Below are 21,081 nucleotides of genomic sequence, written 5' to 3'. Positions count from 1 at the left end.
GTGTTTCGCTATTTCCGCGGCTCGATTATCTTCACCATCGTCTGTATGGGGCTAGCCGCGTGGTACGGTTATGCTTCGACCGGCAATATCGAGAATACCTTGCAGATTCTGTGGATCGTGGCGGTTTTGTCGGTACTCGAAATTTCGCTCAGTTTCGACAATGCAGTGGTCAATGCCACAGTGCTCGAAAATATGGATGAGATCTGGCAGAAACGATTTCTCACTTGGGGCATGGCCATTGCGGTTTTCGGAATGCGGGTGATCTTTCCCCTTTCCATTGTCGCTATTGCTGCCGGTTTAGGCCCGGTTGAAACCATTCACCTTTCGCTTAATCAGCCGGATGAATATGAACGTATCGTATCATCGGCTCATGTCGGTATTGCAGGCTTTGGCGGCGCCTTCCTGGCTATGGTGGGGCTCAAATTCTTCTTCGACGGCGAGAAGGATATTCACTGGATCAACTGGCTGGAATCGCGGCTGGCGCGGTTCTCCGCCATCCCTTCTGCGGAAATTGCTTTCCTGCTTCTGGCCATCTGGGGCATTTCGCATCTTCTGCCCGAAGCCGAAGCGCTCAGTTTCGTGATTGCCGGAATGCTCGGCATCGTCACTTTCATTGCGGTGGAAGCCATCGGAACCGTGCTCCAGCTTCGCGAGGAAGCTGCCAAAGCGCGTGGTGAAGTCATTCGCTCAGGCCTTGGCGGTTTTCTCTATCTGCAAGTGCTGGACAGTTCCTTCAGCTTTGACGGTGTAATCGGCGCATTCGCCCTGTCGAATAATATGATCGTGATTGCACTGGGCCTTTCCATCGGCGCGATGTTCGTTCGTTCGATGACGATCATGCTGGTTAAAAAAGGCACTCTGGCTGAATATCGCTATCTCGAACATGGTGCATTCTGGGCAATTATCGCCCTAGGAGCGATTATGCTGCTATCAGCTCATTTCCATATACCCGAAACGGTGACCGGCCTGATCGGTGCCACGCTGATCGGCATTTCTCTGTGGTGGTCTATCCGGCATAACAAGGCTGAGGCCCGTCAGGCGGAAGGCTGATCCGCCGCCCCGTCCATCGCACGATATTTTTCCATCAGCACAGCGGCTTCCTTCCGCCGCCCTGCCGCTGCCATAGCCCGCCCCAAAGCCAGCGTCGGCAATGTGCCGGCGCGCTGGATGCGATAGGCTTCCATCGCCAGATCCATCGCCTGCCCTATCTTACCTTGCTGCAAACAGGCCTCAGACAGATGAGCCAGCAATCGTGGATCGCGGGCGCCTCCCGGCAATTGCCTGGCATAGGTCAGAAGCAAGTCGGCTTTATGCCATTCGCTATCCTTCAGGCGCAGATCTGCCAGCATCAATACCGCTTCGAGAGCACGTGGATTTTCGCGCAGATAATCGGACAGCAACCGTTCGGCTTCGGCCTGCCTGTTCATGGCCAGCAGAGTATAAACGATCCTTTGTGTCAGATCGGCATTGAGCCGCAACTGTGCTGCCTGCCGATAATATTTCAAAGCCTCTTCTTCCTGCTCGGTCAAAGCCGCCACATCGCCCGAGAGAATTTCGACATCAATCGAAGCAGGATAACGGGCCCGAAGATCTGCGACCTTGGCAAGTGCCGCTCTTTCCTGTCCTTCCCCCAGCATTTGCCGGATCAGAGCGATACCGGCATCCAGCCTGTCGGGGTCGTCCTGCCAGCGATAGATCGTGACAGCGCCTTCTTCACTCAATGGAATTGCTTCCACTGCTGGAGGGACGAGCCTCCCGATCCCGGCTGCGCGATCGAGGTAGATGGCTGCCGCCTGCCTGTCATCCCGCTGTTCAAGCGCCCGCCCTAGCAAAGTCAGCATATAGGCTGAAGCAGAAGCCCTCTTTGCCAGTGGCTTCAGATCATCCACCACTTCACCGGTTTCGCCATTTGTCAGCAAAGCCCGCCCCAATACGATATGAGCCGGAAGATTATCCGGCTGACGACGAACGAGATCGTTCAGCACATGTGCAGCAGCCACCCGGTTACCGCCATATTGCTCCATTACACCGGCAATCAGCATTCCCGCCGGAACGGCATCGAACTGGTTACGCGTTCGCCAGAATAATCGCTGAGCCAGCTCCCCTTCACCCGCACGGGCTGCCATCACGGACTGCAAAAGATAGGCACGGCTGTTGCCCGGCTGGATTGTCAGCATATCGCGTGTGACGCGCAGCATCTCCTTATATTGCCCAAGTTCGGCCAGCGTTGAGGCATATTCCGCGAGCAGATCGAGATTCTCGGGATGCAGATCGATCCCGCGCCTGAACCACAGGAGGCCCGCCTGAAGCCCATCCGTATCGCGCACCAGTTGACCCATGAATACCAGCGCCTGTGGATTGTCAGGATCTTTCTTCACAGCATTGCGTGCTGCCGTCACGGCAAGGCGTTGTTCACCGATCTGATAGCGAAACCGTCCGATATCGACCCACAGCAGAGCGCTCCCGCCATTATGTTCGAGTGCCCGTTCGAAGGCTTTAGCCGCCTTCTCAGGATGTCCTTCGGCCAATTCCAGTTGCGCCAGCGCATGAAAGCCACGTTCATGGTCTTCCTTCGTAAACCGGCCCGGTTCCAGCCACTGGCGAGCCTTGTCGAAATTGCCTTGAAACAATTCCGCCTGCCCCAGCAGAGCCGCTACGTCCCGGCGATCCGCGCCACTCCTGAGCGCCTGCTGCGCCTCGATCTCGGCTGTAATGGCATCGCCCTGATCGAGCGCATCCCTGGCAACGGTGACCGGATTACGGTCAGGTGCACTATCTGCAGCCGCAGGGAGCAAAGCCATAAGACATGCGGCGAAGACAGGGACGGTGAGCCAGCGATCAAGTCTGACAGTCATATTGTTTTGGCAGACCGAAGAAGGTTATCAACTGATACCATGCAATTTCGTCACGTTCGAAATGCCCTCTTGAGGATACGCCAGCCCCTCGCAGATAGTCATGGCAGATAATATTCTGCTCCATTAGCCTCTGCCCGGCCAGAAGCTGTGATTATTTATAACCGTTGGAAGATCATCCGAGGCGCGGTGCATGCGCATCAACGCGCCCCTTCGGGCCATAATATCACGCGCAAGGTTTGCAGAATGATCAGCAGATCCAGAAAGGGCGTATAATTCTTGGCATAATAGAGATCATATTCCAGCTTTTGCCGCGCATCTTCGATTGAAGCTCCATAGGGATAATTGATCTGGGCCCACCCCGTAATGCCGGGTTTTACCATATGCCGCTCAGCATAATAACGCAGATGCAGTTCAAGTTCGTCCACAAATTGTCGGCGTTCGGGGCGCGGCCCGACGAAGCTCATATCGCCTTTCAGAACGCTCCATGTCTGCGGCAATTCATCAATTCTCACCATGCGAATGAAGCGTCCGATCCTTGTCACGCGCGGATCGTTCTTTTCCGCCCATTTGGCACCGTCTCTTTCCGCATCGATGCGCATGGAGCGCAATTTGATGACGTCGAATGGCTGACCATACAGCCCCACACGCTGCTGGCGATAAAAGGCGGGCCCTTTGCTGTCGATCTTAACGAGGACGGCAAAAAGCAGGATAATGGGGAAAGTCAGCAGCAACAGTACACTGCTCACTACAATATCGAACACGCGCTTGATGGCTTTGGAAAGCCTGTGCCCGGAGGAAAAACCGTCGGAAAAAATCAACCAGCTCGGATTGACCGTTTCGAGATCGACACGGCCGGTTTCGCGTTCGACGAAACTTGAAAACTCGGTCACGTATACGCCTTCCGTCTTGATGCGCAGAAGGTCCTGCAACGGCAGAGCATTGCGCCGCTCTTGCAAGGCAAGCACCACTTCGCTTGCTTCAAGTTCGCGGACATAGGCAGACAGGTCGGGGATATCGGCACGATTCCGTTTTCCCGCGATCACTTCTCCTTCTTCGCCCATGCCGACAAATCCGACTATCACGAAACCGCTTTCCAGTCGTTTCGCGATTGCATTCAACCGCTCCGCTCGTGCTCCGGCACCGAGCACAAGGACCCGGCGGCGGAAGGCAGAATTCCCAAGAATTTTACCGAGAATCAAACGGTTGATCATAAGAAGAATGATCGTGATGCCCATCGCATACAAAAGCGTGGAACGCCAGAATGTCTCACTGGGAATGATAAAATCGATAAAAGCGAGTGAGAGAACGGCGAGGCTGACCGCAATCAGTAATCGTGCAGCAGCATAGCGCAGCGAACGCAGAGCATCCGGCCCGTAAACACCGACTGAGACCATCGCCAGCATCACAACAACGGCGAATGCACTGATAGCCCCGACCCGATCAAGCATGGGGCTGAGATCGATCCCGATCTGTGACGCTCTCACCTGCCAGGCAATATCGTTAGCTGCAAGAAGCAGAACAAAATCAACCACGCCGAGAAACAAAACCGCTCGCGGCACATAATGTTTAAAAAGGCGGACCATGCTTCCCCGTTGATGTCGGTGAATTCACCCGAGACAGGTCATGGCCTATAACCGATAAATGAAATCTCGGTAAATTTACATCGGGCACTCACCGGCAAAGGGGCCGCCCGCCTTTGCCGGTGAGTTCGGTATTATTGCATCAGGCGCTCAGTCGCCGAGTTTATTAGCGGCATTTTGCGCAGCATCACCTACCTGCCCGGCAGCATTGCCCACCTCATCGGCGGCTTCGGCTATGGCGTTGTCCTTGGCCACTTCCGCACCGCCAAGGCTCGACACCGCCCATATGCCGATGACAGCCACCACGAGCAGAGCCAGTGCAATGACAACCCATGAGCCGCCTGATCGCGGTTTATCGGTGATAACTGTCGTATGCGTATGGGTTTTACCATCAGGCGCTTCGACTTCCGTGATACGTTCTTCGCTCATAGAATACTCCTTTCAGATCGGGGACTTAAACTGTCGTCCGCTCTGAAGGGTTCCGAAAAGTCTGCGGTCAGCCCGCCCGTTACATGCCGTAAGTCAGCACCAGCAAACCCGAAAGCGTCGCCACCATAATCAATACCAGCGGCAGACCGGTGCGCAGATAATCGCCGAAACTATACCCGCCTTCAGCCATAATCAGCATATTGGTCTGATAAGCGATCGGCGTGGCATAACACAAATTACAACCGAACAGCACAGCAAGAATCAGCGGCTCCTGCGGCAGGCCAAGCTGATTGGCGATATTGAACGCAATAGGTGTGCCTACCGTGGCCGCCGTGGCATTTGACGCGAAGTTGGTCAGCAATGTCACGAAAAGCATGATCGCAGCGAGTACGGCCGCAGGCGGCATATATTGCAAGCCGCCTGCCAGGGCTTCAGCCAGCCATGCGGCAGCCCCGCTTTCAAGAATGACCCTGCCAATCGCAATACTGGCCGCCACCAGCACGATGACCTTGGCAGACAAGGCCCGACCGACCCGGTCGAACTTCACGCAGCCGGTCGCAAACATCAGAATGGCGCCGCCCAGTGCAGCAATCGCAATAGGCAATAGACCGACAGAAGCCAGACCAACCGATCCGAACATGATAGCGGCGGCCAGTACCGCCTTGGAGCGGCGCGGCATCACTTTGCCGCCTTCGAGCTGAAGCAGACTGTCCGTCTGGGCGAATTCCTGCAGACTGCCGGGCAGCCCCATAACCAGCAACACATCCCCTTCCGCAATGCGAATGTCGCCGGTCTGCTGGTCCCGGTCGAATTGCAGCAAGCGTTCAGGCTTATGAATACCAAGCACTGCAACGCCATAGAGATCGGCAATACCCGAAGTGGAAAGCGTTCGGTTGATGAGACGAGAGTCCGCCGTCACCACCATTTCCAGAACCTGCACATCCTCACTCTCACGCGAGGCATTGCGGCGGATCCGATCGACAATCCAGCCTGGTGCCACCTGCCCTTTCAGCAAACGCAGCGCTTCTTCGAGCGATTCATGCGTGCCCGAAATATTGAGCCTTTGACCGGCTTCGAACGGTCCGTCGGTTTTATCGTCGATACTGAAATCACCCGGCAGTAATTTCATGACCTCTTTATAGGTCTTACCAACCAGCTCACTACCTGCCGGCACACGCAAACGGGTTGTGAAGCGCCGTGGTTTCTGGCGCTCCGCAGTGCTGTTATCGGGCAGCAAGCGCGGCATGACAAGCCACAGATAGGGAAAGGCCACAAGGCCCGCCGCCAGCACGATAGGCGTGAAATGAAACACATTCATCTGCGGCATACCCAGATCGCGCGCAATGGATACCACCAGAAGATTGGTCGACGTGCCTATCGTCGTTGCCATACCGCCGATCAGCACAGCGGCATTCAGCGGAATCAGTGTTTTCGAGGCGGGCATCGCGCCACGCGCGGCAAGGCTGACAAAAATAGGCAGCAACAGCACCAGAATCGGCGTGTCATTGACGATCATCGACAGAAAAGAAGCGATGCCCAGCGACATGAGCAGACCGAAGGAGCTGTGGACTTTCCAGATTCTTTCAAGAAAGCGCGATGCGGGATCGAGCGCCCCCGTCACCACAAGCCCGCGCCCCATAATCATCAAAGCGCAAATCGTGATGAGTGCATAATGCCCAAAGCCCGAAAAAGCGAGCTGAAGCCCGTCTGTCGGCTTTGTGTGAGGGAGCGGGAAGAAATACAGCCCCACCGCAATCACGGCGATGGTCAGCAGAGAGACAATCTCGGTCGATAATCGTCCACGCGCGAAAGCAATGAACATGGCCGTTGTCAAAGCCATAGCCGCCATGGCGTGGAAGGATGGCATTCCGGGCATCTCCATCAGCCTTCAGGCCTCGATACCGGGAATGACAAAATTGCGGTGGTGCCCCTGGCCCGACTCGAACGGGCACTTCCGAAGAAACTCGATTTTGAGTCGAGCGCGTCTACCAATTCCGCCACAGGGGCCCTCACACGAACGGCCGATTAGCCGAGCTCTTATCTTACTTCAAGCAGTAAGAACGGTGGAAAAAAGTTTACTTAACTTCAGGCCCCTTCAGAGCACCCACCAGCAATTTGTGCAAGCGGGAATGCAGGGGATCGTTACCGGCGACGACCTGCTTGTCGCAAATTGGCAGCGAGCGGCCACGATAATCGCTCACGAAACCACCAGCCTCGCGAACGAGCAGACAACCGGCCGCTGTATCCCAGGGCGACAGATCGCTTTCCCAGAAACCGTCGAAGCGCCCGGCAGCCAGCCAGGCAAGATCGAGCGACGCGGCACCATAACGGCGAATACCTGCGACCTGCGGGCCGATTGCGCTGAAAATGCGCGTCCATTCACCGAAGTCGCCATGGCCCTGAAACGGGGTACCGGTGGCGATCAGCGCTTCGGAGAGAGTGCGGCGACCGGACACACGCAGCCGCGCATCGTGCAGCCAGGCACCACGGCTTTTCTCGGCCCAGAAGGTTTCATCGGTCAAAGGCTGATAAACCGCCCCGGCAATAACATCGCCCCAGCCGCTGCCATCCAGCTTCGGTTCCTGCACCGCGATGGAGATCGCGAAATGCGGAATACCGTGCAGAAAATTACTGGTGCCATCGAGCGGATCGACGATCCAGCGCGGCTTGGCAGGATCGCCTTCGATCTCACCAGCTTCTTCCAGCACGAAGCCCCAATCGGGCCGGGCCTGCAGCAATTCGTCATAAATCGTTCGCTCAGCCGCACGATCCGCCTTGGACACGAAGTCCGACGGGCCTTTGCGGCTGACCTGCAAATGTTCGACTTCGCCGAAATCGCGACGCAGCCGCCCGCCCGCTTTGCGCGCAGCGCGCTCCATCACTCGAATGAGGCCGGAAAGTGCCATTACCGTGTTCTATCCTTGAATGAGCGTCAGCGGCTTTCGTCCGCTTCGCCTTCCTGTGCCGGCTGAACGCCGCACACTGCTGAGGCAGCGATGAATACATGCTGCGGGTTATCGTCGGCAAGCTGTTCCTGCTCGGCAACCACCTTACCGGCCGCCACGCTCACATTGCGCAGGCTGTTATTATACAGGCATGACAAAAGCTGCGCCCGCACCTCCTGCGGTGTGTCCTCTGAATTGAGAACCTGATTGAATGCACGCAGGATGACAGCGCCACGGCGAACATCTTCCGGACTGTCTCCGGGCTGCGCCGTATCGCCTGCCCCGGCCTGAGCGCCTTCATCCTGTGCAAGGGCCGGAGCCGCGCTCATGGAAAGCATGGCCAGAGCGAGAGACGCAGGGAGGAGCTTGGCGGGGTTACGCATAATCAGTCTGCCTTTTTCACATATTCGCGTGCATAGACATCCACAACGATCCGCGTGCCACTTTCAATATGCGGCGGGACCATGACACGAACGCCATTTTCAAGCACTGCCGGTTTGTAGCTGGAGCTGGCCGTCTGGCCTTTTACCACCGCATCCGCTTCGACAATCATGGCTTCCACCTGTTCGGGAAGCTGCACGGAGATTGGCTTTTCGTCATACAGTTCCAGCGTCACATCCATGCCGTCGGTCAGGAATGCCTTGGCATCACCGAGCAGATCGGCATCGAGCATGATCTGCTCATAGGTATCCTTGTCCATGAAGACGAGCTTATCGTCATCTTCATAGAGATACTGGAAATCCTTCGTATCGAGGCGAACCTTCTCAACCGTGTCGGCACTGCGAAACCGGGTATTGGTCTTGCGGCCATCGACGAGGTTCTTCATTTCAACCTGCATATAGGCCCCGCCCTTGCCGGGCTGGGTATGCTGGATCTTGGCAACTTTCCAGATGCCGCCTTCATATTCCAGGATATTGCCGGGACGAATGTCCACACCACTGATCTTCATGGGATACCGCTCTTTACAGATCTTATCGGGATGAAGGCGCGCCCTAGCCGTTCCGCGCCATCGGAGCAAGCGGGCTGGTACATTCGGTTGGACAGTGTTAGGCGGCGCCTCCATTCAGTCTGTTGCGCATTCTGCCTCCGCCTGTCCCCAGGAGACATCATGTTCCACCCTGCCCTGACTTCCTTTTCCGTGATTCTGGCCTTCGCTGTGCTGTCGCTTCCAGGGACGGCATTCGCCGAAAAGCTGGGCACTCTGCCGCGTGGCAAGTGGCATTGTGAGTTGCCCGGCGATGTGGCCGGAACTTTTACAATAAAGCAGGAAGAAGAGAATTTCATCATTCTCAGCGCGTCCCGCTATCAGGGGGCAGAAGGGAAAATCGGAACCTATCTGCGACGCGGCAAACAAATTCTGATGACCAGCGGGCCCAAAAAAGGGCAGCGCTATCACCTCAGATCCGCGCGAATCGTCCGCAAGCTCAAAAACGACGGCACGCCCGGACCGTTACGCTGCGTTCATCTGACCAGCGACAGGCCGCTTTAGGGGGAGAACGAAGCAAGGATTAACCTGTGCTGCGGTCGGTCAGCAGCGAATAGGGATTAAGTGCCGTCCCCGGCTCCCACCACATGGCATCTGGAGAAGTCCGGAAAATAGCGAAGTGAAGATGCGGTGCATCGGGATCGGCATTACCGCTCGATCCGACCGTCCCGAGACGCTGCCCCCGCCTGATCCTCTGCCCTTCCTGCAGGCCGGGCGCAAATTCGGCTAAATGGGCATAATAATAGATCGTTTTCCGATCCTCCGAACGGACATAGATCGAATTACCTGCTGCCTGCGAATGGAACAGCCGTTCGATCCGGCCGGGCGCGGTGGATACGACTGATGTGCCTTCACTCGCCATAATATCGATCGCTTCGTGCAATCTCTTGTCAGGCGTGTTTTCATCCGAAAAATTATCGACCAGATCGGCCGGACGGACATTGAGCACCGGAATCATCAGGTTGCGCATTTCGCCGCTAACCGGCTCTGTGATCTCGTCGGCATGGGAAACCGTATCGCTCTGCCCGCCGGATGCCGAAGATAAGGGCCCCGCCGAACCAGCCAGCGATTCCACTCCCGGACTTTCGTCCCCCGATCTCCGCGCAGCGGCGGAAGCCCGGTCATCCGCCTCGTCTTGCCCGACCAGCGAGAAACTGCCAACCACGATCCATACTGCCGAGGTCAGCGTGGCGGTCACGACGATGGTCAGAAGCCGATCGGAAAAATGCAGTGCCATATCGGCAGACTATAGACACGCTGCCTCATGAGCCAGCCCCCTTATATCCACCATGCGCAAAGCGCGCTTACAGCACCCTGGCGAAACTGCGTACAGCTTCGGCTTCGTCACCTTTCCACACAGCGCTGCTGACGGCGAGGAAATCCGCGCCAGCTTCCACCAGCGGAGTGCAGTTTTCCGGTGTAATACCGCCGATCGCCACGCAGGGGATTTCGAACAGCCCCTGCCACCAGTTCAGCAATTCAGGCTCGGGGCGGTGCTCGCTGGCTTTGGTTTCGCTCGGAAAGAAGGAACCGAAGGCGACATAATCTGCACCTTGCTCTCCTGCCTCCATCGCCAGATGGCGACTCGCATGGCAAGTAACGCCGATCTGCGCATCGCGCCCCAGCATGTCGCGCGCTTCGGCCACTTCGCCATCGCCCTGCCCCAGATGGACACCGTCTGCGCCCAGGCGTTTCGCCAGCGCAATCGAATCGTTGACGATGAAAGCCACGTCTCTCGCAGCACAAATCGTCTGAAGCGGCTCTGCAAGCCGGGCCGCTTCATGCTGGTCGACATCCTTCACGCGAAACTGAAAGGCCGCGACCGGCCCGGCATCGAGTGCTCTTTCAAGCCGCTGCGGAAAGTCACCGGTCACATCGAGGGGCGAAATCAGATAGAGTTGGCAATCGGACATGGCGCGCGTCTTTATCCCGAAGGGAGCGCCGCGCCAAGATGGCATTGTCGCAGATCCTCGCCTAAATGCGCCGGATGACCAGATTACCCCTTTTCCCGAGTGCTGCGGCCACTGTCCTGATGCTCACCGCCTGCACTGCAACCGGTCCCGCTTCCGCTCCTGCCGGCCCCTCGGACCATCCCGGCACGGCCTATGCCCGGATCGGCGAAACGGTCTATGTCGACGGCCCGCAGGTGACACCGCTCGAAGTGCTGGAAGACAGCCGCTGCCCGAAGGATGTTCAGTGCATTCAGGCGGGGCAGGTAAGGCTAAAAGTACGGATCGATCTCGGATCGGGCAGCGAGTTTCGTGAATTCGCATGGCCGGAACGGAATGGCGCTCATCGCCGACAGGTCGCCGATGGAACGCTTGAACTGGTCAGCGTCACGCCCGTCAGGGTGTCCAGTCAGCCTCCCGCACCCCAGGATTATCGCTTCGGCTTCACTTTCGCCGGCGGCATCTGAACGGGTAGCAAAAAGCCCTCCCCGTTTCCGGAGAGGGCTTGTCACGCTATCGGCGTTAAAGACGGCTACTGTCAGGCGTCAGGCAGTAACCTTTTGCGTTGAAGCTGTGTAGATAGCGGCAATGGCTTCGGCCAGAGCGGCATCGAATTCATCGTCGCTCATCTGCGCACGCAATTCTTCAAGTAATGCGCGCGAGAAGCTGGCGATCATACCGTCATTCTTCGCCAGTTCGTCACATGCCTCATCGCGGGTGTAACCGCCCGACAAGGCCACAACGCGCAACACTTTGGGGTGATCGACCAGCGCCTTGTAATTGTTGGGAACGGCTGGAATCGACAGCTTCAGCATCACTTGCTGGCCATCGGGAAGCCCTTCGAGCTGCTTGAGAATTTCATCGCGCAGAATGACTTCACCCTCGGCACGGTCTTCCGCCTTTATCGAATATTCAGGTTCGAGGATCGGCATCAGGCCACCGGCAAGAATCTGTTTACCGACTTCGAATTGCTGCTCGACAATAGCGGCGATGCCCTTGGGCGATGCCGAATTGATAACCGAGCGCATCTTGGTGCCGAACACACCCAGATCCTTCGCCCGGGCAACAAGCGCATCGAGGCCGGGGATCGGCTTCATCATCTGAACGCCATCGGCCTCGTCTTCCAGCCCTTTATCGACCTTGAGGAAAGGCACGACACCGCGTTCCTTCAACAGAGTCGGAACGGGTTTGCCGTCGGCCATGCCATCCATTGTTCTTTCGAACAGGATAGCACCGATCACACGGTCGCCATTAAAGCTGGGCGCGGTGATGATACGACTGCGCATTTCATGGATTTTGGCGAACATTTCCTCTTCGCCATTCCATTCATCATCGGCCACGCCGTAGGCCCGCAATGCCTTGGGCGTCGAGCCACCGCTCTGGTCCAGCGCGGCAATAAAACCGTCACCCTCGGCAATCTTTATGGTCATGTCCTGGTCATTCATCGGATCAGTCACCCTTGATTTGGCGGTTGGAGCTATCTGTTTTTATTTTTTCAATGCGACGACGCCCGGCAGGTCCTTGCCTTCCATCCATTCGAGGAAAGCCCCCCCTGCCGTTGAAATATAGGAAAAATTACCTGCTGCGCCAGCATGATTGAGTGCGGACACCGTATCGCCACCCCCGGCTACCGAGATCAGCGATCCTTCCTTGGTCAGCGCCGCTGCCGTTTTGGCCAGCGTCACCGTCGCTTCATCGAAAGGTGCAGTTTCGAAAGCGCCCAGCGGACCGTTCCAGACCAGTGTGCGACAGGTCTTGAGTACATCGCCCAGTGCCTCCACGGCCTGCGGGCCGATATCGAGAATCATTTCATCATCGGCCACTTCATGAACATTGCAGATGCGCAGGCTGGCCGGGTTTTCGGCAAATTCCTTCGCCACCACGACATCGTAAGGCAGATGAACGGTGCAACCGGCTTCGTCGGCAGCGTCCATAATCTTTTCAACCGTGCCGGTCAGTTCATGTTCGCAGAGCGATTTACCGACATCGACACCGCGCGCCGCAAGGAACGTATTGGCCATGCCGCCACCGATAATAAGGTGATCGACCCGGCTGACAAGATGTTCGAGCACGGCAAGCTTGGTCGAAACTTTCGCGCCGCCGACCACAGCGGCCACCGGCTTTTCAGGATTACCCAGAGCTTTTTCGAGCGCTTCGAGCTCTTTCTGCATTGCGCGCCCGGCATAGGCCGGAAGCAGATGGGCCAGCCCTTCCGTGCTCGCATGAGCCCGATGAGCAGCCGAGAAAGCGTCATTCACGTAAAGATCGGCATTTTCCGCCATCGCCTTGGCGAATTGCGGATCATTGGCTTCTTCACCCTTCCAGAACCGGGTGTTTTCGAGCAGGGCTATGCCGCCATCAGGCAGTTTGGCAATGGCATCGCGCACCACATCGCCATAGACTTCGGACACGAACATCACTTCCCGGCCCAGCACATCCTGCACCGCACCCTGAACGAGACTCAGCGACATATCGGGATTGCGTTCCCCTTTAGGGCGCCCAAAATGGGCAAGCAGCAGCACTTTGGCGCCGTCATCGGCCAGCTCCAGAATAGTCGGTGCAACTGCCTGCGCCCGGGTCAGATCGGTCACCGCCCCATCCCGCATCGGCAGGTTGAGATCGACGCGCAACAGCACAACCTTGCCTTTGACGTCTGCGATATCGTCCAGCTTGCGAAATTCACTCATGCTTCGATCCTTATTGCATCGCCCAGCGCGACAGGCCCGCCTTCAAGCACGCGGGTGAGGAAACCGCCACGCCAGCCGGGCGCCAGCGCAGCCTGCAGGCCGGCGGCGATTTCATCCATGCGCGCGCATGGGTCACATTCCATGGTCACTTCGAGAAGACAGGAAGGGCCGATCCGGATCAGCACACCCTCCATTCTCGGTATGTCGAGATTTTCAACGAGAAGATTGGCGCGGCGCTTCCACCAGGGAAGAGAAACACCCAGCTCTCCGGTGGCGCTGCGCCAGTCTTCCGCTCTGATAAGAGAGACCTGGCGGCGATTGCGCCCCGGTTTGAGGCCACCGCGAAAATCCCCTGAAATTCCGGTTTCGGGAGAGATCGAGGCGCTCGAAAGCACCTCGATTTCGCCGCGCGGCTCAGAATGCCGCGCAATTCCCTGAAGGCTGCCGTGCATCGGCTGCCTCCCGCGCCTTAAAGCAGGCCAGCCATCACTCCGGCTGTGTCGATCATCCGGTTGGAGAAGCCCCATTCATTGTCGTACCAGGAAACAACCCGGCCAAGCTTTCCTTCCATTACGGCGGTCTCAAGGCTGTCTACCGTCGAACTGGCCGGATAATGGTTGAAATCCGAGCTAACCAGCGGCTGATCGGTATAATCGAGCACACCCTTCATAGGCCCGTCGGCAGCCGCCTTGAGCGCAGCATTGATAGCCTCGACAGAGGTTTCCTTCGCAGGAACGAAAGTGAGATCCACAAGGCTGACATTCGGTGTCGGCACGCGAACCGAGCTGCCGTCCAGCTTGCCGTTGAGTTCGGGCAGAACCAGACCAACCGCACGGGCAGCGCCGGTGGTGGTCGGAATGATATTTTGCGCACCGCCGCGGGCCCGGCGCATATCCTTATGCATCTGGTCGAGCATGCGCTGGTCATTGGTATAGCTATGGATCGTGGTCATCATACCACGTTCGATACCGAATGTGTCGTTGAGAACCTTGGCCACAGGCGCAAGGCAGTTGGTGGTGCAGCTGGCATTGGAAACGACGATGTCTTCCGCTGTCAGATCCTTGTGGTTCACGCCGAACACGACTGTGCGATCAGCCCCCTTGCCCGGCGCGGAAATCAGTACGCGCTTTGCACCGGCATCGAGATGCGGCTGGCAGGCTTCCTTGGACTGGAAGAAACCCGTGCATTCGAGCACGATGTCGATACCCATTTCCTTATGCGGCAGATCGCCCGGATTACGCTCCGAGGTCACAGCAATGGTCTTGCCGTTTACGGTAATAGAGCTGGCATCGGCAGTCACTTCGCCAGGGAAGCGGCCATGAGTGGAGTCATACTGGAAAAGGAGTGCATTTTCTTTCGCATCGGCGAGGTCATTAATCGCCACCAGTTCCAGATCGTGATCGTCACGTTCGAGGATAGCACGCGCCACAAGACGCCCAATACGACCGAAACCGTTGATCGAAACCTTCGTCGTCATTGTAACAAACTCCTCTTAACGTCCTAATTTTTCGAGAATTTGCGGAACGATCGCGTCCACGGTGAAACCAAAGCGCTTGAACAGGTCGCCTGCCGGCGCCGAGGCTCCGAAACGATCGAGCCCGATATTAAGGCCATGAGTCATGGTGTAGCGTTCCCAGCCAAATGTCGTGCCCGCTTCGATGGATACACGCAAAATCGCGTCGGACGAATTATCGCCCAGAATATCAGCGCGGTAATCTGCATCCTGTTCATCGAACAATTCAGTACATGGCATGGAAACCACATCGCTGCCAATGCCCTGTTCTTCCAGTACCGCCGCCACTTCGAGAGCGAGCGACACTTCCGACCCGGTGGCCAGCAGGATGACCTTGCGACCGGCGGATGCGGATTTGACGCGATAGGCGCCCTTGGCAGAAAGATTTTCGCTTGCATCGTCGCGAATGGCGGGCAGCCCCTGACGGGAAAGAGCCAAAAGCGAGGGGCGGCTCGTTTCGCGCAGCGCGATTTCCCACGCTTCTGCCGTTTCCAGCGCATCGGCCGGACGAAAAACCAGCAGGTTGGGCATCGCGCGCAAAGACTGAAGATGCTCGACCGGCTGATGGGTCGGACCATCTTCACCCAGCCCGATGGAATCATGCGTCATCACATAAACGACACGGATTTCCTGCAAGGCGGACAGACGAATGGCCGGGCGGCAATAATCGGAAAAGACCATGAAGGTCCCGCCATAGGGGATCACACCGCCATGCAGCGCCATGCCGTTCATCGCAGCCGACATGCCGAATTCGCGAATGCCGTAATAGATGTAGCGACCGGAATAATCCTCCGCGCTCAGTGGCGTGGTCGCCTTGGCCTTGGTGTTGTTCGAACCGGTCAGGTCGGCCGAGCCGCCCACCATCGCGGGAACATCAGCAGTCAGAACCTGCAAGGCATTTTCGCTGGCCTTGCGGCTGGCTACCTTGGGCTGTTCACTGGCAAGGCCGTTCTTGTAATCCGCCCAGTTGGCGAGCGCGGGCAGATCGCCGGTCATGCGTGCGGTGAAATCGGCGCCACGAGCATCGCCGGCGAGACGTTCCTGCCAGGCGGCATGTGCCAGACGGCCCTTTTCACCCGTGGCGCGCCAGTCAGCGAGAATATCCTCGGGAATTTCGAAAGGTGCGGCTGTCCAGCCCAGTTCCTTACGTGCCGCAGCGACTTCATCGTCGCCAAGCGCTGCACCATGCGTGGCCGAGGTGCCCTGCTTATTGGGTGAGCCCTTGCCAATAATCGTGCGGCAGGCCACCAGCGAGGGGCGGCTATCGGCTACCGCTTCATCGATAGCGCGTTCGATATCAGCCGGGTCATGCCCGTCACAGCTCACCACATGCCAGCCGGTCGCTTCGTAACGCGTCTTGATATCTTCGCTGGTGGACAGATCGGTGCTGCCATCGATCGTGATCCGGTTATCGTCCCACAGCACGATCATATGGCCGAGCTTGAGATGTCCGGCGAGGCCGATCGCTTCGTGATTGATACCTTCCATCAGGCAGCCGTCCCCGGCAATCACCCAGGTATGGTGGTCGACCAGTTCGCTGCCGAATTCGGCGTTGAGGTGGCGTTCCGCAATCGCCATGCCGACCGCCATCGCCAGCCCCTGCCCCAGCGGGCCGGTGGTGCATTCGACAGCATCGAGCATGAAATTTTCCGGATGGCCGGCGCAAGGGCTGCCGAGCTGACGGAAATTGCGGATGTCATCCATGGTCGGCTTTTCGTAACCCGACAGATGCAGCAATGCATAAATTAGCATCGAGCCGTGACCGGCAGACAGCACGAAACGGTCACGATCCGGCCAATGCGGCGCGGCAGGATCGAATTTGAGATATTTGGACCAGAGAACGGTGGCGACGTCGGCCATGCCCATCGGCATGCCGGGATGACCGGAATTAGCGGCCTGCACCGCATCCATCGCCAGCGCTCGAATGGCGTTGGCCATGGGCGCGAGGCGGGCGGGATCAAGGCTCATGAATGTAGGCTCCTGCGTGGCGCCGGGTTACGAGGTTTTCTGGGTGGCGAATCGGCGCGTCGCCTCTCTTGCGGACCCACTTCGATACGTCAAGCAGCCCACCCGACTGATTGCGCTGTCAGACAGCATATCACCCTCTATTCAACATATGTTAACAGCTTTGATGGCCAAGCCTTTGCCCGAACTGACTCTTTTCCATATTTAAGGGACCAATGACCACACAGCGCATCACACAGGCTCTTGCCCGCATCGACCAGGCCGCTGCCCGGCTGGAGAACGCTGCGCATAATCGTTCCGGGATAGCCGGTGCACCGTCGCAGGATTCGGTTCTGGCAGAGAAATATGAAACCTTGCGGTCGGATGTCGCGTCAACGCTCGGCGATCTCGACCGGTTGATAGAAGGCCTCGAAAAGTGAGCAATATCGAGCTGACAATCGGTGGCCGTCCGCAGCGGATCGCCTGTGCACCGGGGCAGGAAGGCCATATCCGCAAGCTCGGCCTGCTGATCGACGAAGCGCTGTCACAGGTGGCGATTTCAGGCCAGTCCGAGGCGCGCGCCTTCCTCTATGCGTCGCTTATTCTCGCCGATCAGGTGCAGGAACTGCATAAACGCCTCGCCGAGGCGGAAACGCAGCCTGCACCGCCCGCTGCGGATATGCCGCCCCAACTGGAAGCGGAGATTGCCGAAGCTCTGGAAAAGCTGGCCCAAAGACTGGAAAGCGCTGCAAGCCATCTTGAGGAAGCCGAACCGATCGCCTAGATAGGAATGCGACGGGTACTGCCCGGTACGAGCTGTTAGAGAATATCCCTGAGGCTATAAGCAATCCAAGGGAGCTGTCCCTGCCCGGGCTGGTAGGTTCGTCCTGCGGCCTGATGCATTTACGGCGCCCACCTGACGTTGAGGCGTCAGAGGATTTCCCGGCAAACGACCCATGGTGGTCCCGTCACCCCGACAAAACGGCGCTCTATGCGCCGCTGGCCGAAAAGGAGGGCAACGGCGATGGGCGACAAGGTGATCGAGGAAAAGAAACAGCTCCGGCGCGAATTGCGTGCCCGGCGTATCGACCATGCCGCAGCGCTGCCACCGGCCATGCAGGGTCTCGTCTTCAACCGCCCGCCGGCCGCGATCGTCGATCTGCTGCCGATCGGCGCGACGATCGGGCTGTATCATTCGATCCCCGGAGAAGCGCCCACATCGCGCTATGCCTCCTGGTTTTTCGAGAATGGCTACAGCATTGCCCTGCCCTATTTCGCCGATGCGATGGCGCCGATGGAATTTCGCCTCTGGGATAATCCGCATATTGAAGACTACCTCGAAAGCGGCCCCTTCGGCGAACAGCCTCTGGCCGATGCCGAACAGGTTACCCCGCAAGTGCTGATGGTTCCGCTGGTCGGCTTTACCGAGGATGGCGACCGGATGGGACAGGGCGCCGGACATTACGACCGCTGGCTGGAAAACCATCCCGATACGATCGCCATCGGCATGGCCTGGGATGTGCAGAAAGTGGACCAGTTGCCGACCGAGCCGCATGACCGGCCGCTCCGCGCCATCATCACCCCGACCCGGCTTTACGGGCCTTTTTGATGCGCCGGAAGCCGACCCTGCGCATTCCGCTCGGGATTCTGGGTCTGCTGGCCTTCCTGACAATCTATGCGCTGGCAGTGATGATGCTGTCCCCCTGGATCGGAGCCCTGCCCGTTCTGGTGCAGACCGTGGTCTATATCGTGCTGGGTATCGCCTGGCTGCTGCCCCTGCGGCGCTTCCTTATCTGGATGGAGACCGGGCGCTGGGGGTAATATAGCGCCCGCCCGGCCCTGAACCGACGCGATGCCGGCGCGATGCCGGCACAATACCAGCCTTCACTTCACGACAATTTCATCGGGTTTCTGCTCGACAACCGCAATCCGTGTTCCCTTGATCGCTTCGGCCAGTGCGGCGCGCGGGGTCATCACGCCCTTGACGGGTTGCGGTTCCACCGCCCCCAGATCGGCAAGGTCTGCGGTGATATGACAGCCCGTTCCATGAGCGATCTGCTGCGCGGTTTCATCGAAACGATCGAAGTCGATATCATAGGTCATGACCGCGTCGCATTTGCCACCCATATCGGTCACCGATTGCTCCAGCCCGGTATTGGCGGAACAGGCGGCAAGGGTCAGAGTACTGGCCAGTAACAGACAATAACGCGTCATCGGAAACCTCTTCAACATCCTGAAGAGACTTGTGTCACACTACGTATGAACATACGAAAAACGGCGCCTCAGGGGCGCCGCTTTCACTTGCTTTATCTGATCCCAAGTGGCGCGAGTGACGGGACTCGAACCCGCGACCTCCGGCGTGACAGGCCGGCGCTCTAACCAACTGAGCTACACCCGCTTAAGGTGTTTGCGCTAAATTCGGGCAATCGGGAAAAACCGGACCTGGGAACCGGCTCCCCCTGATCGATTGCTCGATCCCCAAGTGGCGCGAGTGACGGGACTCGAACCCGCGACCTCCGGCGTGACAGGCCGGCGCTCTAACCAACTGAGCTACACCCGCTGAATAGCGTGTTGTCCGCTTGGGTGCAGCGCCTCTATGTCAGCAAAGAGAAGCTGTCAACGGCGCAGAAATGCAAAGTGACATTTTCTCTGAAAAACTATCCACAGTACCGGCCGGACTCGTGCAATTACGTGGGTTTGTGCCTTTTCTTCCCCTGTCCGAAACTGTCACCAAACCCGGGCACCAAAACCCTGGCGCCCCGGCAGGCGCGTCTGCGGTGATGAACGCCCTCTCCTCAGCGCGCCAGAATCAGCGCCGGGGTTTCGATCAGCCGTTTGACAGCCTGCACAAAGCTCGCCGCATCATAACCATCGACCACCCGGTGATCGCAGGAAATCGACAGGTTCATCAGCTTGCGCTTTTCAATCCGTTCCCCGCCGATCCCGTCAGGCATGAACATGGGCCGCTCCACGATCCGGTTGGGGCCAATAATCGCCACTTCGGGCCGATTGATAACCGGTGTGCTCGCCACACCGCCCAGCGGCCCGAGCGAAGTGATCGTCATAGTCGAACCGGATAATTCTTCGGACCGGGCCGTGCCATTACGCGCTGCATCGGCCAGTCGCGCAATATCCTTGGCAAGCTGCCACAGATTGCGGCTTTCGGCATTACGGATCACCGGCACCATCAGCCCGGCGTCGGTTTGCACGGCCATGCCCATATGCACTTCGCCATGGCGCGTAACGGTGTTGGCCTCATCGTCATAGCGGGCATTTATCATCGGATAATCGGGCAACACCCGGCAGATAGCGGCGATGAGCAACGGCAGCATGGTCAGTTTGGGGCGCTCCCCCCGATCGCCGTTCAGATCGCTGCGCAGCTTTTCGAAATCGGTGACATCGCATTCCTCGACATAGGAGAAATGCGGGATATTCCGCTTCGATGCAGCCATATTCTCGGCAATGCGCCGCCGCATACCGATCACCCGCACCACATCGTCGTCTCGTGTCCCGCCGCCAACCGGCGCATAGCCCTCGCTATCGCCGTAAGAGATAAAGGCATCGAGATCGCCATGGCGGATCCGCCCGTCCTGAGCGGGGCGGATATCAGCGAGGTCGATCCCCAGATCCTTCGCCCGCTGGCGCACAGCCGGGCTGGCCTGCACTTTGCGCGAACTGGCAACGGGTGCGCTGGGAGCCGGACGATGAGCCGGACTGGCACTTTTCGGAACCGGTTTCGGAGCAGGTGCCGGCTTTGGCACAGGCGCGGAAGCAGGCTCTGGTGCCGGTTCTGTCTGCCCGGCAGCGTCCACGGCATCCCTGACATTGGAAAGTTCAGGTGCTTCAGCCTCGATCCGTTGTTCCATTTCGGGATCTTTCGGCATCGGAGCCGGTGCGGCCTCTTCCGCCGTCTCGGCATTCGCCTCCGCCACATCTTCGGGCACGGCGCCTTCCACTTCGATCACCACCAGCGGAGAACCGATGGCGACCACATCGCCCGCGTCCCCCGCCACTTCGAGAATTCGGCCAGCCACCGGGCTTTCCATCTCCACCGTGGCCTTATCGGTCATCATATCGGCAAGGCGGCCGTCTTCCTCCACCATGTCGCCCACTTTCACATGCCAGGCGACAATTTCAGCCTCGGCAATGCCTTCGCCAATATCGGGCAGGTTGAATGTAAATCGGGCCATGGGC

23 protein-coding genes and 3 tRNA genes are annotated in these 21,081 nt (G+C 58.1%); 7 read left to right on the top strand and 19 right to left on the bottom strand.

What is annotated here, in order from left to right; all coding sequences use genetic code 11:
• On the top strand, positions 1 to 1,050 hold the full coding sequence (locus D6851_RS01645) for a DUF475 domain-containing protein (RefSeq protein ID WP_120323116.1): 1,050 nt from the start codon (positions 1 to 3) through the stop codon (positions 1,048 to 1,050).
• Here the strand turns inward: D6851_RS01645 and D6851_RS01640 are convergent.
• The 8 genes from D6851_RS01640 to efp all read right to left on the bottom strand — a co-directional run bounded on the left by D6851_RS01640 (position 1,035) and on the right by efp (position 8,758).
• Positions 1,035 to 2,855, bottom strand: coding sequence for a tetratricopeptide repeat protein (locus D6851_RS01640; RefSeq protein ID WP_120323115.1), 1,821 nt, complete (start codon positions 2,853 to 2,855; stop codon positions 1,035 to 1,037). The two genes, D6851_RS01645 and D6851_RS01640, sit on opposite strands and share 16 nt — an antisense overlap.
• Positions 2,856 to 3,052: 197 nt before the next feature.
• A complete protein-coding gene (locus tag D6851_RS01635) occupies positions 3,053 to 4,438 on the bottom strand; it encodes a TIGR03013 family XrtA/PEP-CTERM system glycosyltransferase (RefSeq protein ID WP_120323114.1) in 1,386 nt (461 codons plus the stop codon).
• A 147-nt stretch (positions 4,439 to 4,585) separates the two neighbouring features.
• Positions 4,586 to 4,864 (bottom strand): hypothetical protein, encoded by a 279-nt coding sequence (locus D6851_RS01630; RefSeq protein WP_120323113.1) that lies wholly within the window; start codon positions 4,862 to 4,864, stop codon positions 4,586 to 4,588.
• A gap of 79 nt (positions 4,865 to 4,943) precedes the next feature.
• Positions 4,944 to 6,731: an SLC13 family permease gene (locus D6851_RS01625; RefSeq protein WP_338014719.1), complete on the bottom strand. Its 1,788-nt coding sequence runs from the start codon at positions 6,729 to 6,731 to the stop codon at positions 4,944 to 4,946.
• A gap of 55 nt (positions 6,732 to 6,786) precedes the next feature.
• A tRNA-Leu gene (locus tag D6851_RS01620) sits at positions 6,787 to 6,871 on the bottom strand.
• 68 nt (positions 6,872 to 6,939) lie between these two features.
• Entirely contained in the window at positions 6,940 to 7,770 is an 831-nt protein-coding gene (locus D6851_RS01615; RefSeq protein ID WP_120323112.1) for an inositol monophosphatase family protein, read from the bottom strand.
• Between the two features lie 26 nt (positions 7,771 to 7,796).
• On the bottom strand, positions 7,797 to 8,192 hold the full coding sequence (locus tag D6851_RS01610) for a hypothetical protein (protein WP_120323111.1): 396 nt from the start codon (positions 8,190 to 8,192) through the stop codon (positions 7,797 to 7,799).
• 2 nt (positions 8,193 to 8,194) lie between these two features.
• Positions 8,195 to 8,758, bottom strand: coding sequence for an elongation factor P (efp, locus tag D6851_RS01605; protein WP_120323110.1), 564 nt, complete (start codon positions 8,756 to 8,758; stop codon positions 8,195 to 8,197).
• Positions 8,759 to 8,917: 159 nt separating this feature from the next.
• On the opposite strand from efp, the gene D6851_RS01600 reads away from it, so the two are divergent.
• A complete protein-coding gene (locus D6851_RS01600) occupies positions 8,918 to 9,298 on the top strand; it encodes an elongation factor P (protein ID WP_120323109.1) in 381 nt (126 codons plus the stop codon).
• Between the two features lie 19 nt (positions 9,299 to 9,317).
• Here the strand turns inward: D6851_RS01600 and D6851_RS01595 are convergent, their stop codons facing one another.
• A complete protein-coding gene (locus D6851_RS01595; protein ID WP_120323108.1) occupies positions 9,318 to 10,031 on the bottom strand; it encodes a M23 family metallopeptidase in 714 nt (237 codons plus the stop codon).
• Between the two features lie 67 nt (positions 10,032 to 10,098).
• On the bottom strand, positions 10,099 to 10,707 hold the full coding sequence (thiE, locus tag D6851_RS01590; RefSeq protein ID WP_238473886.1) for a thiamine phosphate synthase: 609 nt from the start codon (positions 10,705 to 10,707) through the stop codon (positions 10,099 to 10,101).
• A gap of 74 nt (positions 10,708 to 10,781) precedes the next feature.
• Between thiE and D6851_RS01585 the strand changes: the two genes are divergently transcribed.
• Positions 10,782 to 11,210, top strand: coding sequence for a hypothetical protein (locus tag D6851_RS01585; RefSeq protein WP_147395402.1), 429 nt, complete (start codon positions 10,782 to 10,784; stop codon positions 11,208 to 11,210).
• A 78-nt stretch (positions 11,211 to 11,288) separates the two neighbouring features.
• Here D6851_RS01585 and D6851_RS01580 read toward each other — a convergent pair whose 3' ends face one another.
• Genes D6851_RS01580 through tkt form a run of 5 tightly spaced genes read right to left on the bottom strand, consistent with a single transcriptional unit; the run spans position 11,289 to position 16,911 of the window.
• Positions 11,289 to 12,188 (bottom strand): fructose bisphosphate aldolase, encoded by a 900-nt coding sequence (locus D6851_RS01580; RefSeq protein ID WP_120323105.1) that lies wholly within the window; start codon positions 12,186 to 12,188, stop codon positions 11,289 to 11,291.
• Positions 12,189 to 12,230: 42 nt separating this feature from the next.
• Positions 12,231 to 13,430 carry a phosphoglycerate kinase gene (locus D6851_RS01575; protein ID WP_120323104.1) on the bottom strand — a complete coding sequence of 400 codons (1,200 nt, stop codon included), beginning with the start codon at positions 13,428 to 13,430 and terminating at the stop codon, positions 12,231 to 12,233.
• A complete protein-coding gene (locus tag D6851_RS01570) occupies positions 13,427 to 13,882 on the bottom strand; it encodes an MOSC domain-containing protein (RefSeq protein WP_120323103.1) in 456 nt (151 codons plus the stop codon). Before D6851_RS01570 ends, D6851_RS01575 begins: the two co-directional genes overlap by 4 nt.
• Positions 13,883 to 13,899: 17 nt before the next feature.
• A complete protein-coding gene (gene gap / locus D6851_RS01565; protein ID WP_120323102.1) occupies positions 13,900 to 14,907 on the bottom strand; it encodes a type I glyceraldehyde-3-phosphate dehydrogenase in 1,008 nt (335 codons plus the stop codon).
• A 15-nt stretch (positions 14,908 to 14,922) separates the two neighbouring features.
• Positions 14,923 to 16,911 (bottom strand): transketolase, encoded by a 1,989-nt coding sequence (gene tkt, locus D6851_RS01560; protein ID WP_120323101.1) that lies wholly within the window; start codon positions 16,909 to 16,911, stop codon positions 14,923 to 14,925.
• Between the two features lie 212 nt (positions 16,912 to 17,123).
• Between tkt and D6851_RS01555 the strand changes: the two genes are divergently transcribed.
• The 4 genes from D6851_RS01555 (at position 17,124) to D6851_RS01540 (ending at position 18,708) form a co-directional block, all read left to right on the top strand.
• A complete protein-coding gene (locus D6851_RS01555) occupies positions 17,124 to 17,327 on the top strand; it encodes a hypothetical protein (protein WP_120323100.1) in 204 nt (67 codons plus the stop codon).
• On the top strand, positions 17,324 to 17,671 hold the full coding sequence (locus tag D6851_RS01550; RefSeq protein WP_120323099.1) for a cell division protein ZapA: 348 nt from the start codon (positions 17,324 to 17,326) through the stop codon (positions 17,669 to 17,671). Before D6851_RS01555 ends, D6851_RS01550 begins: the two co-directional genes overlap by 4 nt.
• Before the next feature lie 240 nt (positions 17,672 to 17,911).
• Complete coding sequence (locus D6851_RS01545) at positions 17,912 to 18,496, top strand: 5-formyltetrahydrofolate cyclo-ligase (protein WP_120323098.1); 585 nt, start codon at positions 17,912 to 17,914, stop codon at positions 18,494 to 18,496.
• Positions 18,496 to 18,708: a DUF2842 domain-containing protein gene (locus tag D6851_RS01540; protein ID WP_120323097.1), complete on the top strand. Its 213-nt coding sequence runs from the start codon at positions 18,496 to 18,498 to the stop codon at positions 18,706 to 18,708. The genes D6851_RS01545 and D6851_RS01540 overlap by 1 nt, the downstream gene beginning before the upstream one ends.
• A 63-nt stretch (positions 18,709 to 18,771) precedes the next feature.
• Here the strand turns inward: D6851_RS01540 and D6851_RS01535 are convergent, their stop codons facing one another.
• The 4 genes from D6851_RS01535 to D6851_RS01520 all read right to left on the bottom strand — a co-directional run bounded on the left by D6851_RS01535 (position 18,772) and on the right by D6851_RS01520 (position 21,077).
• Positions 18,772 to 19,101 carry a hypothetical protein gene (locus D6851_RS01535; protein ID WP_120323096.1) on the bottom strand — a complete coding sequence of 110 codons (330 nt, stop codon included), beginning with the start codon at positions 19,099 to 19,101 and terminating at the stop codon, positions 18,772 to 18,774.
• Positions 19,102 to 19,208: 107 nt separating this feature from the next.
• Positions 19,209 to 19,285 (bottom strand) — tRNA-Asp (locus tag D6851_RS01530).
• An 85-nt stretch (positions 19,286 to 19,370) separates the two neighbouring features.
• Positions 19,371 to 19,447, bottom strand: a tRNA-Asp gene (locus D6851_RS01525).
• Positions 19,448 to 19,682: 235 nt separating this feature from the next.
• The gene (locus D6851_RS01520) at positions 19,683 to 21,077 is read right to left on the bottom strand and encodes a dihydrolipoamide acetyltransferase family protein (RefSeq protein WP_120323095.1); all 1,395 of its coding nucleotides are present in this window, start codon (positions 21,075 to 21,077) and stop codon (positions 19,683 to 19,685) included.
• Between the last annotated feature and the right edge of the window lie 4 nt (positions 21,078 to 21,081).

Source organism: Altericroceibacterium spongiae (assembly GCF_003610805.1).
In the GTDB taxonomy this organism is placed as follows: domain Bacteria; phylum Pseudomonadota; class Alphaproteobacteria; order Sphingomonadales; family Sphingomonadaceae; genus Altericroceibacterium; species Altericroceibacterium spongiae.
The sequence above is the reverse complement of the archived record's forward strand: the minus strand, read 5'-3'. Positions and strand labels throughout refer to the sequence as shown.

Bases quoted from the DNA above. Each gene is read 5' to 3' on its own strand.
- D6851_RS01570 (WP_120323103.1), bottom strand. From the start codon at position 13,882: ATGCACGGCAGCCTTCAGGGAATTGCGCGGCATTCTGAGCCGCGCGGC.
- D6851_RS01600 (WP_120323109.1), top strand. From the start codon at position 8,918: ATGTTCCACCCTGCCCTGACTTCCTTTTCCGTGATTCTGGCCTTCGCT.
- D6851_RS01615 (WP_120323112.1), bottom strand. From the start codon at position 7,770: ATGGCACTTTCCGGCCTCATTCGAGTGATGGAGCGCGCTGCGCGCAAA.
- D6851_RS01595 (WP_120323108.1), bottom strand. From the start codon at position 10,031: ATGGCACTGCATTTTTCCGATCGGCTTCTGACCATCGTCGTGACCGCC.
- D6851_RS01625 (WP_338014719.1), bottom strand. From the start codon at position 6,731: ATGCCATCCTTCCACGCCATGGCGGCTATGGCTTTGACAACGGCCATG.
- D6851_RS01555 (WP_120323100.1), top strand. From the start codon at position 17,124: ATGACCACACAGCGCATCACACAGGCTCTTGCCCGCATCGACCAGGCC.
- D6851_RS01585 (WP_147395402.1), top strand. From the start codon at position 10,782: ATGACCAGATTACCCCTTTTCCCGAGTGCTGCGGCCACTGTCCTGATG.
- D6851_RS01535 (WP_120323096.1), bottom strand. From the start codon at position 19,101: ATGACGCGTTATTGTCTGTTACTGGCCAGTACTCTGACCCTTGCCGCC.
- D6851_RS01635 (WP_120323114.1), bottom strand. From the start codon at position 4,438: ATGGTCCGCCTTTTTAAACATTATGTGCCGCGAGCGGTTTTGTTTCTC.
- gap (WP_120323102.1), bottom strand. From the start codon at position 14,907: ATGACGACGAAGGTTTCGATCAACGGTTTCGGTCGTATTGGGCGTCTT.
- thiE (WP_238473886.1), bottom strand. From the start codon at position 10,707: ATGTCCGATTGCCAACTCTATCTGATTTCGCCCCTCGATGTGACCGGT.
- efp (WP_120323110.1), bottom strand. From the start codon at position 8,758: ATGAAGATCAGTGGTGTGGACATTCGTCCCGGCAATATCCTGGAATAT.
- D6851_RS01545 (WP_120323098.1), top strand. From the start codon at position 17,912: ATGGGCGACAAGGTGATCGAGGAAAAGAAACAGCTCCGGCGCGAATTG.
- D6851_RS01520 (WP_120323095.1), bottom strand. From the start codon at position 21,077: ATGGCCCGATTTACATTCAACCTGCCCGATATTGGCGAAGGCATTGCC.
- D6851_RS01640 (WP_120323115.1), bottom strand. From the start codon at position 2,855: ATGACTGTCAGACTTGATCGCTGGCTCACCGTCCCTGTCTTCGCCGCA.
- D6851_RS01580 (WP_120323105.1), bottom strand. From the start codon at position 12,188: ATGAATGACCAGGACATGACCATAAAGATTGCCGAGGGTGACGGTTTT.
- D6851_RS01610 (WP_120323111.1), bottom strand. From the start codon at position 8,192: ATGCGTAACCCCGCCAAGCTCCTCCCTGCGTCTCTCGCTCTGGCCATG.
- tkt (WP_120323101.1), bottom strand. From the start codon at position 16,911: ATGAGCCTTGATCCCGCCCGCCTCGCGCCCATGGCCAACGCCATTCGA.
- D6851_RS01575 (WP_120323104.1), bottom strand. From the start codon at position 13,430: ATGAGTGAATTTCGCAAGCTGGACGATATCGCAGACGTCAAAGGCAAG.
- D6851_RS01630 (WP_120323113.1), bottom strand. From the start codon at position 4,864: ATGAGCGAAGAACGTATCACGGAAGTCGAAGCGCCTGATGGTAAAACC.
- D6851_RS01540 (WP_120323097.1), top strand. From the start codon at position 18,496: ATGCGCCGGAAGCCGACCCTGCGCATTCCGCTCGGGATTCTGGGTCTG.